Genomic DNA, 11,267 nt, shown 5'->3' with positions numbered 1-11,267 from the left:
GCAGATTCTGATGTAGAAGCTGATACTGAGGCTGACTCAGACGCTGAAGCACTTGTTGATTCAGATGTTGATGCGCTTGTTGATTCAGATACTGATTTACTTGTTGATTCTAATTCGGATGTTGAGGTGCTTGCTGATTCAGACGTTGATGCGCTTGCTGATTCAGATACTGATTTACTTGTAGACTCAACTGTTGATTTGCTTTCTGAAGTAGATGCTGATACTGATTCAGACAATGATTTGCTTGCTGATTCAACTTTTGATTGACTCAATGATGCTGAAGCTGATTCTGATGCAGATTTAGAAGCTGATGTTGTATCCGATTGTGATTGTGATACAGATTGTGACTTAGACACTACTTCTGAAAGCGATTGTGATTTAGATGTCACTTCTGATACAGATTGTGACTTAGACACTACTTCTGATGTTGATTGTGACTTAGATACTACTTCTGATGTTGATTGTGACTTAGACACTACTTCTGATTCAGATAGAGATTGTGACTTAGACACAACTTCTGATTCTGATGCAGAGTTTGAGAATGATTGTGATTGAGAAGCAGACTCTGAATCATTCATCTTCACGAAGTAATAGTTCACATCAGTTGAAGGTTTAATCGCTGTTGGAATTGAGTAGTTATTAGAGAATGATGAGTAACCCTTCAAATTAGAGTATACTTTACCATTTGTTGGTGCTGTAGGATCATCCGCTACAGATCCTTCTGCTTGAATCACTGGAACTTTACCAGCAATGACGTTGTAACTGTTATTACCAGCTCCGGCAGGTGTCAATGATGTGCTTGGAGCACCTTTGAATGGACGTGGATAAGTATGTAGAGTTCCGTCCATTTGTTTATAAGTATCTGTCTCAGTAGCAGACGACCAACCAGTGATAATGAGTGATTTGCTTCCAGCAGTTTCGTTGACTTCAAGATAGTAGTCACCATTTTTACTGTTTACTTTTGTAACTTTAGTCTCATCAGCCTTCCACTCTTCACCAGCTTTATTTACTTTACTTGTATAGATGAGTGTGTACTTCGATACATCTTCAGTACCAATATCTGATGTAGCAAAATTGTTAACCTGTGATGGATCAAGGGCGTAGAATTTCGTTACAGTTGAGCCATTTGTATCCACGATTTCAGAAATACGTTTCACATAATAGTGGTTGGCTCCACCTTGAAGTTCGACAAGTTTTTGTCCAACGACACCCTTACCAAGGATACCAGATGTTTTTTGAGTTGTATCTGTTGTTGCTGGAACTTGTTCATACCCCTCAATATTACGGTTTCCTGAAGCTGTGAATTGTTGACCTGCAAGACCTGTTTGCGTATAGCTTGCAAGGACTGTTTCATTTCCAGTTGGTGTATAAGTTTGTCCTTTTGTGTACTTGCTGCTATCAACAACTTTATAGTAAGTAGTTTGATCAGCTTTCGCATAAGGAACAGAAGTTTGAACGTTTGGTTTATCTTCATTTTCGTTACCTGGGTAGTTGGTATCACGAATTTGAAGTGTTTCATACTCAAGGTTATCGTTTACCAATGAGAAGGTTACGTTACCTGGATCAGTTCCGTTAGCACCTGTATAAGTCAAAGTATTTGTTACATCAGAGTTATTGTTTGTGATGTAGTTTGGAAGAGAGATATTGCTTTCACCAGCATGAATAGTACGTGTGTAAGCTTCTGAACCATCCGATTTCTTCACAATACGTAAGTAAACATCTGGGTTAGCTGAAAGGCTACCAGTGATGGCAGAACGGTCTACTGAAAGAGTAGCATAGTAATCAAAGTTGGTTTTAGCACCAGTAGTATGGTTTGTTTTAAGGAATTGCCATACACCAAAAGTGAAGCGATCAGCGTTTGGATCCAAAGCATAACCAGATTTATTGAAGGCTGCATCTTCAATCGTTGCACCATTTGCATTTGTAATAACTGGTGTAGTATCTACACTACCAGTAGTGCTTGTTGAGATTGGTGACAACTGAGCTGAAATTGCTGGAGCACCGTTTACTGTTGTGTTTCCAGTAAATCCTGCTGCAGTCAAGGTTGCCATCATGTCATCTACTGACTTGCTCAAACGTTCGCGTTGGTCTGCGTATGATTGAGCTGAAGCATTAGCGTTGATCAAGCTGTTGCTTGCTGTCAATTCTGTTTGAACTTTAGCAATGGCAGCTTCAAGTGCTGCTTTCTTTTCTGGAGCTGAAACAGTTGCTGAGTAGTCTCCTGCAATCTTGTTCAACAATGCTGCTTCTGAAGTGTTTTGTTCCAAAACAACTTTATCTTCAGCTTTCGCTACTGTTGTAGTGCTTTCTACACTTGCTTCAGAGCCAGCTGCTACAGTTGATTCGCTTGAAGCTGCTGAAAGTTCTGCTGAACCTTGTTCGCTCAATGAAGCTGAGTGAGATACAGATACGCTTGTAGAGGTTGAAGCACTTGCAGATGCAGAAGCGCTAGCTGATTCTGTTGTTGACTCAGACTGAGATTCTGTTGTTGAAGTTGTACCAAGTACTGTACTTCCTTGTTCTACAAGAGCTTCACTTGAAAGCTCAGATGCAGTTGCAACATCTGATCCAATTTCATCAGCTTTAGCAGTGTTTGCTACTGTAGCTGCACCAAAAACAGCCCCAGCTGCTACAATCCCTTTGAGCAAGCCACGGCTTGTCATTTCTTTCACTGATACTGCGTCTTCACGCACTTCAGCTACAACAGTCTCTTCGACTTGACCGCGAATGACTTTCAAAAGACCAAAGTTAGAAGTCGCAGCACGCAACCAGTTTTTACCTGATTTGATCAATTTGAAACGAGTCACACGATCTGTTTCACGGAATTCACCGTTCGAACGTTTAAAAAACATTTCTGTCTCCTTATTACTTTTTTTATTTCCCTAACATTATAGACTAATCTGTCGATTTTTGGAAGCAATTATCCTTAATTATTGCTATTTTTTTATAATTTTTGTTTTAGATAGTAATAAAATCGTTTTCAGTAGGATCAATTTGTCAAACCGGGGCAATTTTTTGAAAAATCCTATAATACTTTTACTTTAGAGGTAAAACAAAAAGCCCCATTTAATAGGGACTTTTCTGATAATTATCTGATTTTTTCCAACATGTTTTCAATGTGTTGGATGGATTTTTTGCGTCCAAGCAAGTAGATGGTATCTGGCAATTCAGGACCATGCATTTCACCTGAAACGGCGATACGGATTGGCATAAAGAGATTCTTCCCTTTGATCCCAGTTTCTTTTTGAACCGCTTTGATTTGTGGGAAAATATTTTCTGCCACAAACTCATCGTCTGACATGGCTTCCAATTTCGCTTTGAAGGCTTCAAGTACAGTCGGCACGGTTTCACCAGCCATGACTTCTTTCTCAGCTTCTGTCAATTCTGGGAAGTCTGAGAAGAAGAGGTCTGTCAATGGAACAATTTCGTCCACTGACTTCATTTGTGGTTTGTAAAGTTCCACCAATTTCTCAGCCTTGTCTGTCAAACGTCCTGCCTCTTCGAGGAATGGTTTGGCCATTTCAAAGATAGTCGCAAGATCTGCATTCTTGATATATTCATTGCTCATCCAGTCCATTTTCTTTTGGTCGAAGGCCGCTGGAGACTTGCTGAGGCGGTTTTCATCAAAGAGCTGGATAAGTTCTTCGCGAGAGAAGATTTCGTCTTCCCCACCAGGGTTCCAACCAAGAAGAGCGATGAAGTTAAAGACTGCTTCTGGAAGGTAGCCCTTCTTACGGTAATCTTCGATAAATTGAAGGGTATTCGTATCACGTTTAGACAATTTCTTACCAGTTTCAGAATTGATGATAAGTGTCATGTGACCGAATTCTGGTGCTTCCCAACCAAGGGCTTCATAGACCATGAGCTGTTTTGGGGTGTTAGCAATGTGGTCGTCTCCACGGATAACGTGAGAGATTTGCATGTCGTGGTCATCGATGACAACAGCAAAGTTGTAAGTTGGGTAGCCATCTTTCTTCTGGATGACCCAGTCACCACCGATATTGCCACCTTCAAACTCGATATCGCCTTTGACCATATCATGCCACTTGTAGATACCAGACTCATTCACTGCCAAACGAACTGTTGGAATCACACCCGCTGCTTCACGTTCTGCGATATAAGCTGCTTTTTCTTCTTCGCTCATGCCAAGGTATTCGTTGATGTAGCGAGGTGTTTCACCTGCAGTTTCTTGGCGTTCACGTTCAGCCGCTAACTCTTCTTCAGTGACGTAAGATTTGTAGGCTTTTCCTTCGGCCAAGAGTTGGTCAATGTATTTTTGATAGAGTTCCAAACGTTCAGACTGGCGGTAGTTTTCATGCGTCTCTGGGCTTTCATCCCAGTCCATGCCCAACCAACGAAGGTTTTCAAGCTGTGAACGTTCGCCGTCTTCGACGTGACGTTTGCGGTCTGTATCCTCGATACGGATGATAAAGGTTCCACCATGGTGACGCGCATACAAGTAGTTAAACAATGCTGTACGAGCATTTCCGATGTGTAGTAGCCCTGTTGGACTTGGTGCATAACGCACACGAATATCTTTTGCCATATTTCTCTCCTCTTATCTTGTTCGCTATTTCTAGCTCATTTTTCAATCGTTCCTATTATACCACAAAGAAAGCAGGACTGAAATGAATAAGTGACCTTTCTAGCCTTTCTTGCTATATATATGAAAAAAGCCAGAACAAATGCTCTGACTGATATCCAATCTATTGGTATCTTATTAAACGAACACGGGCTGCGAATTGTGTCAAAAAACGCAAGCTGAATAGCAATTAATTCAAGACACAGTAGCTGATTGGATTCTTCTGTCGCTTTCTAAGCTCAGAAGAATACCTAATCAGCCTTGTGGGGGTAGGACGACGAAGCGTTTATAAATGATATCGCTTCTGTCCTACTCCCTATTTTGACTGTATCCGCTACGCCCTTTGTATCTTATTTTAACCGTTCTTCCAATTCAAAGTCGATTGGTAGGGTTTGTAAAAAGTGCTCCAACTCACGTTCCCAGTAGAACCATTCGTGCTTGCCTGGGCTGTGGGTATAGGTGACATCCAAGCCTAACTTTTCTAGTTCCTTGACTTCAAAATTATTGGCTTCATAAAGGAAATCCTGCTCCCCACACCAGATCCAGAGCTTGGTCTTCTTATCTGAAAACTTCTTGGCAGCAGTCTCTAGCGAATAGGAACTGGTCGTCCAATCCTCAATCTCTCCAAAAATTCCCTTCCAAAAAGCTGGTTGTTCCAAGTCATTGTTTTCAAAGTCTCTATCATGGAAACTAAGTGCTCCAGAGAAACTCGCAGCTCGAGAGAAACGATTTGTCTTGAGGGCCAAGAGCATCGAGCCATAGCCACCCATGGATAGACCCGCAATAAAGGTTTTCTCCCGTTTCTTAGTCATATTCGGGAAGAAGCGAGAAAGAGTCTCTGGCAATTCTTTCGCAATGGCCGTGTAGTAGTTGTAGCCATACTGGGTATCGGTGTAAAAGCCATTATTGGTGTTGGGTAGGACCACGATCAGATTGGTATTGCGCAGGATGCGCTCCACATTGGTCCGCTTCAACCAAGAGTGGTGATTGCCATTCATCCCGTGTAAGAGATAGAGAACCGGAATATCCGTATCCGCTGGATCTTCCACGCGCGATGCATCGGGATAAAGGACGGACACCCCCCACTCCATCTTCAAAACTTCTGAATAATACTCAATCTGCATAACTGCCATTTGCTTTCCTCTTTCTACTGTTAAAAACACTCGGCAAGCCTTCGGCTACCAAGCGTTTCCATTTCTTCTATTATTTTACTTCCATCACGACTGGTAGGATGGCTGGACGGCGTTTGGTTTGTTCAAATAAGAACTTAGACAAGTTGTCGCGTACCAAACCTTTTAACTCACCCCAGTCAAAGCTATCTTGATTCAAATAATCTTCGACGCTTTGGTTGACCAATTCGCAACTTTCACGAAGAATATCCCGACTTTTCTTGACATAGACAAAACCACGAGTGTGCACGCGCGCTTTGGAAATAATCTTCTTCTCTTTGCGATTCACGGTGAGCGCCACGATAAAGATCCCGTCTTCTGACAAGACCTTGCGGTCACGAAGGACGATATTGCCCACATCACCAATGGCATTCCCATCGATCATGACATCTCCAGCTGAGACGCTACCGGCAGGGACGAAGTCCCCCTTTTCGTACTCCATCACAGTGCCGCGTTTTGGAATAAAGATATTTTCAGGCAAGATACCGACTTCCATCGCTACTCGTGCATGGGCATCCAATTCGCGGTATTCCCCTTGGATCGGGAAGAGGTATTTAGGACGAAGAAGGTTGATCATCAACTGCAAGTCCCGTGCGTTTCCGTGACCAGACACGCGCAAGCTTGACGTGATCAATTTGACAATGCCACCTGCTTGGTAGATCATGTTTTCCACACGAGCCACCACAGCTTCTTTAGCAATAGATGGTGTTGTGACAACGTAGACCAAGTCCCCATCTTTGATTTCCACATAACGGTGACGGCCAATAGACATCTTGCGCAAACCGTTGATCGGCTCACCCATCCGGCCTGTTTCCAAAATGATCAATTCATGATCTTCAAAACGGCTCATTTCTTTTGGCTTGATCAAGAGTTTTTCGTTGGCAAGAGACAATTTGTTCAAGCGAATAGCTGTGCGGACGATGTTTTCCACATCAAACCCTGTCAAGACCACTCGACGGCCAGTCTCAGCCGCAGCATCAAAGACCTGCTGGATCCGAGAAAGGTTGCTGGCTACCGCAGCTACGATGACACGACCATCCCAGTCTGCAATCGTATCTAAGATGGCATCGCCTACTTCTTGCTCACTGGCAACTTGAATATTACTATCCGCATTGGCCGAATCACTCAAGAGAGCGAGCACGCCTTCGCGTCCAATCTCAGCTAGACGAGCAAAGTCTGTCGCGTATGACTCGCTGGCAGTTTGGTCAAATTTAAAGTCTCCTGTGTAGACGATATTGCCCTCAGGAGTGCCAATCACAATCCCGATACTTTCAGGGATGGAGTGGGTTGTTTGAAAGAAAGACACGACGGCATCGCCAAAATCAATCTCAGAATTTTGATCAATAACATGGAAGTCGTTGAATTTCTTCACACTGTCATTGCTTTTCACAAAGAGTTTAGCCAACTCAATGGTCAATTCTGTCCCGAATACAGGGACTTTCGCTTCCGCCAAAAGATAAGGCAAGGCCCCAATGGCATCCGCATGACCGTGGGTCAAGAAAACACCCGCAATGCGGTCCTTGTTTTCAAATAGATAATCCATGTTGGGGATAACGACATCCACCCCAAGTTGCTCATTTTCTGGATACTTCAAACCTGCATCCAAGACAAAAATCGAATCGTTCACTTCGGCAACGTAGAGATTTTTCCCATTTTCTCGAACACCGCCAAGAGTGACTAATTTAATACTACTCACTGTTGTCTCCTTTAGTGTGATTATTTTAATACTTACGGTCCTTGGTCCCCCAAGTCGAATTACAGCTTTGCAAATACTTGCATATCCACTCTATTATACAATTTTTTTCTCTTTTTTTCAAAAAGCTTTCCATAGCAAAAAAGTCCTCTCATCTGAAGTAGATGAGAGGGCTTCTAGGCGCCTATTTTTAGGGGGAAAAGACCCTAAAGATGGTAATCTCCCCGTTTATTTTCAATGATCCGCATGGCTGCCTTGATCACATGAAACTTGCCTAACAATTCCTCTAGGCGCTTACTATTTCGCTCGCTCAATTGGCCGTTCTTTACTGCTTGGGACAGGCGATAAAAATCATCCAAGTCCTCCCCAATGTTTTCAAACAGCTCTTTGGCTTCCTTGAGTCGGTAGCGATTGACTAGGTGGTTCACATCTTTTTTGAAGGAAGCGACATTGTTTTCGTGAATGTCCGTATAGGCTTCCTCTTCTTCCTTAGATTCTTGGTAATTAACCGCCTTAAAACAGGTGATAAACTCCCGACTTTTGATATTGCAGACAAAGATGACGCCATCACTGGCTACATAGGCTTCTGTGTTGGCGGGTTGAACCACATTACTATCATAAGGAGAGAGGGAGGAGAGGTGTTGGTTGATCCACTTATTCAAGTGCTGATCATCTACGCCAAAGCGCTCAAAAGCTCTTTGCCGAAAATGGTCACGACAACTATATTCTTGCGCATACGACAATCCCATACTCTCACCTCCTCCTGAGTATTTTATAAAAATGGCCTCCAGTCTTACGGGACTAGAGGCCTGGTCTGCTTCACTGACTTGGTGCAATTAACCTTTTGGCTAACAAAACAATGTTTATGATGTTGATTTCATTTAATAGTATTTGTGTAAAATACCAGAGGTTTTCTTTGCTATCCCAAATCCAAATGATTAGTTTTCGACTGGACGCATTGAAGTTTGAAAACCTTTATAAAAAGCTTCTACCTACTATTTCCACGTTTTCTTATGTCTCCGGACAAACTAAGCAGGCTTGCCCGACCGTCCAACCGATCCGACACACACGACATAACTGCTCTTTTACGATAAGAGCATGAACAGCTATCAGCAAAACAGGCCTAAAACGAAGTAACCTAAATTTCAACTCGATAAGGCATTGGTATCAATCCCTTCTTCATCTTTCTAACTATATTATACTCACCTACCTGAGTAATTGCAAGCGATTTCAGCTGAAACTAGTTCCTATTTTTATGTGGTTTTCTTCTGATCTCTTTCTAAGCTTTTTTGTTGTATAAGGCAGTCATTGAAGGGACGACGTATATTTATAAACAGTAACTTGTGTTTTAGAAAGAGAAAAAGCTAGAGAACAAGCTCTCTAGCTTAGCATGTAGACAAGGCACAGTAGCTGATTGAACTCTTCTCTCGCTTGATCAGTTCGGAAGAATCCTAATCAGCCTTGTGGGGGTAGGACGACGAAGCGTTCATAAATCATATCGCTTCTGTCCTACTCCCTATTTTCACTTTGCATTTTACGCCCTTTGTATTTTATTAAATGAACACGCCCTAAATGCTGTGTGAAAAAGATAAATTCTCTTGTGAGCATCGCTCACTGCAAGAATTTCCTATTTTCACTTTGCATTTTACGCCCTTTGTATCTTATTCTTTCTCAAACAATTCATAGTAGTCTGCGATGGTCATTTGGGCTTTTTCTTCTCGACTGAGGTCTTGGACGATGTGTCCGTCTTTCATGACAATCAAGCGATTGCCATATTTCAAAGCATCTTCCATATGGTGGGTGATCATAAGGGCAGTGAGAGCATCTTGTTTCACAAACTCATCGGTCAAGGTCATGAGAGCCTGGCTAGTTTTTGGATCCAAGGCTGCGGTGTGTTCGTCTAAAAGCAAGAGTTCTGGACGTTTCAGTGTCGCCATCAACAGACTCAAAGCCTGGCGTTGTCCCCCTGATAGAAACTCAACTGCTGTGTCGATATGATTTTCCAAACCATTGCCGATCTTAGCAAGGACTGTTTGAAACTCTTCTTTATAGCTGGCCAAGTGACGCGGAATCAAGCCACGTTTTTCTCCGCGAAACTTCGCTACCAAGAGGTTTTCCGCTACTGTCATGCGAGGCGCTGTCCCCATTTTAGGATCTTGAAAGACCCGCGATAGGTACTTGGCTCTCTTTTCAGGAGAATAGTTGGTCACATCTTCACCTAGAATATAGATCTTCCCGCTACTAACTGGAAGTGTCCCAGCAATGGTATTAAAGAGGGTTGATTTTCCAGCTCCATTGCCCCCCAAAATTGTGATAAAATCATGCTCTCGAATTTCCAAGGAGACATCATCCAAAATGACTTTTTCTTCGTTCATCCCATTGCTCACGGATTTGGTTACATTTTTTAATTCTACAATTGCTGTCATTTACTGAGTTTCGCTCCTTTCATGATTTTTCCCTTAAAGGTTGGAATCATCAGGCAGATAGCCAAGATCAAGGCACTAAAGATTCGAATATAGCTGGTATTGATGCCAAGCGCAATCACGGCCCAAATCAAAAATTGGTAGGCGATTGAACCGATTGCAATACTGAGCAAGCGCTCTGTCAAGGTGACATTTGAAAAGAGAACCTCTCCAATAATGAGGCTGGCAAGCCCGATAACGATGACACCAATCCCACGTGAAGCGTCCGCATAGCCTTCTTGTTGGGCCATCAGTGCACCAGAAAGAGCAATAATCCCATTTGAAATGACCAAGCCCATCAATTCCATCCGGTCAGTGTTGATCCCAAAACTTTTGGCCATGTCTGGATTGTCCCCTGTCGCAATATAGGCTTGACCCAAGCGTGTATCCAAGAAGAAGATCAAACCAAGGATCACAAGCGTTACGAAAATCAAGCCAATCAGAATCTCATTGAACCCACTGGCAAAAGGAAGAAATTCCTGAATTTTTTTATAGCCCAAAAGTCCCAGATTAGCCCGCTGCATGACAAAGAGAATGACCGAGTTACAAGATGTCATCACGAGGATCCCTGACAAGAGTGTCGGGATTCTTCCTTTTGTGTAGAGAAGACCCGTCGCAAGTCCCGCTAAGCATCCTGCTCCAATAGCAGCCAGCGTCGCAAGGAGTGGATTGACCCCTTTGGTAATCAAGGTTACCGCCACCGCTCCTCCAAGCGGGAAGGACCCTTCTGTCGTCATATCTGGAAAATCTAGAATTCGGAACGTCATAAAGATTCCTAACCCTAAAATGGCCCAAATCAAACCTTGTGAAACAATTGAATTAATCATAGTTTCTCCCTTCGATAATAGTAGTTTAATTGTATCACAAATATGGAGGAGAACCTATAGGAAATTGTCATCAATTCCCTTTTCATGCTTTATAAAAAAACCAAAAGGTTGTGCCTTCTGGTTTTTAATCGTGAGATTTTTTTTAAGGATTAAAAGAAAATCTTAGTCTTCTTTTTTCTTTCGAGTAAGACCAAAGCCTGTTGCGATCACACCAAGTAAGCCAAGGCTCGTAAGAGCTGTTGCTGATTCCCTTTAGTAATAAGGTTTGTACAAGCATTTCTCCTCTATTTACTTTTATCACTAATTTGTACCTTTTTTTAAATGCGAGGAAATTTTGTGTCAAACGTTTTCCGTTTGTTCATTTTTCTGAATCAAAAACCTTTATTTAGTGCGGTTTTCTAATAATTTCATGAAAGTTTACATGCTAGCTTTCATTCTTAAATTGACACTATCTAGTGAAATGTCGTATACTTATTGGCATCGATAGAGAGTGGGACAGAAATCGGTAATTCGTTAGAATTCGATTTCGTCGTC

Annotated in this window: 7 protein-coding genes and 1 pseudogene; all 8 read right to left on the bottom strand. The window is 42.3% G+C overall.

The window, feature by feature from the left end; genetic code table 11:
• Positions 1-2,852, bottom strand: a 2,852-nt coding sequence (locus ADG03_RS02670) for an accessory Sec-dependent serine-rich glycoprotein adhesin (RefSeq protein WP_049520951.1), incomplete at its 3' end; no start/stop codon positions are given.
• Positions 2,853-3,088: 236 nt separating this feature from the next.
• Positions 3,089-4,546 carry a glutamate--tRNA ligase gene (gene gltX, locus ADG03_RS02665; RefSeq protein ID WP_045759959.1) on the bottom strand — a complete coding sequence of 486 codons (1,458 nt, stop codon included), beginning with the start codon at positions 4,544-4,546 and terminating at the stop codon, positions 3,089-3,091.
• Between the two features lie 386 nt (positions 4,547-4,932).
• Positions 4,933-5,715, bottom strand: a complete 783-nt coding sequence (locus tag ADG03_RS02660) for an alpha/beta hydrolase (RefSeq protein ID WP_049473339.1) — start codon at positions 5,713-5,715, stop codon at positions 4,933-4,935.
• Positions 5,716-5,785: 70 nt separating this feature from the next.
• The gene (locus ADG03_RS02655; RefSeq protein ID WP_049473338.1) at positions 5,786-7,447 is read right to left on the bottom strand and encodes a ribonuclease J; all 1,662 of its coding nucleotides are present in this window, start codon (positions 7,445-7,447) and stop codon (positions 5,786-5,788) included.
• Between the two features lie 203 nt (positions 7,448-7,650).
• On the bottom strand, positions 7,651-8,193 hold the full coding sequence (locus ADG03_RS02650; protein WP_049473337.1) for a hypothetical protein: 543 nt from the start codon (positions 8,191-8,193) through the stop codon (positions 7,651-7,653).
• A gap of 912 nt (positions 8,194-9,105) precedes the next feature.
• Entirely contained in the window at positions 9,106-9,870 is a 765-nt protein-coding gene (locus tag ADG03_RS02645; protein WP_049473336.1) for an ABC transporter ATP-binding protein, read from the bottom strand.
• Positions 9,867-10,733: an ABC transporter permease gene (locus ADG03_RS02640; protein WP_003008955.1), complete on the bottom strand. Its 867-nt coding sequence runs from the start codon at positions 10,731-10,733 to the stop codon at positions 9,867-9,869. The genes ADG03_RS02645 and ADG03_RS02640 overlap by 4 nt, the downstream gene beginning before the upstream one ends.
• A gap of 162 nt (positions 10,734-10,895) precedes the next feature.
• A pseudogene (locus ADG03_RS11990) lies at positions 10,896-10,970 on the bottom strand (LPXTG cell wall anchor domain-containing protein); the annotation flags it as partial.
• Positions 10,971-11,267 lie beyond the last annotated feature (297 nt).

This window comes from Streptococcus parasanguinis (assembly GCF_001069785.1).
Lineage (GTDB): Bacteria > Bacillota > Bacilli > Lactobacillales > Streptococcaceae > Streptococcus > Streptococcus parasanguinis_T.
The sequence above is the reverse complement of the archived record's forward strand: the minus strand, read 5'-3'. Positions and strand labels throughout refer to the sequence as shown.

What these genes read in the sequence shown, in the direction of transcription:
- gltX (WP_045759959.1), bottom strand. Translation starts at nt 4,546, where the DNA reads ATGGCAAAAGATATTCGTGTGCGTTATGCACCAAGTCCAACAGGGCTA.
- ADG03_RS02640 (WP_003008955.1), bottom strand. Translation starts at nt 10,733, where the DNA reads ATGATTAATTCAATTGTTTCACAAGGTTTGATTTGGGCCATTTTAGGG.
- ADG03_RS02645 (WP_049473336.1), bottom strand. Translation starts at nt 9,870, where the DNA reads ATGACAGCAATTGTAGAATTAAAAAATGTAACCAAATCCGTGAGCAAT.
- ADG03_RS02650 (WP_049473337.1), bottom strand. Translation starts at nt 8,193, where the DNA reads ATGGGATTGTCGTATGCGCAAGAATATAGTTGTCGTGACCATTTTCGG.
- ADG03_RS02660 (WP_049473339.1), bottom strand. Translation starts at nt 5,715, where the DNA reads ATGGCAGTTATGCAGATTGAGTATTATTCAGAAGTTTTGAAGATGGAG.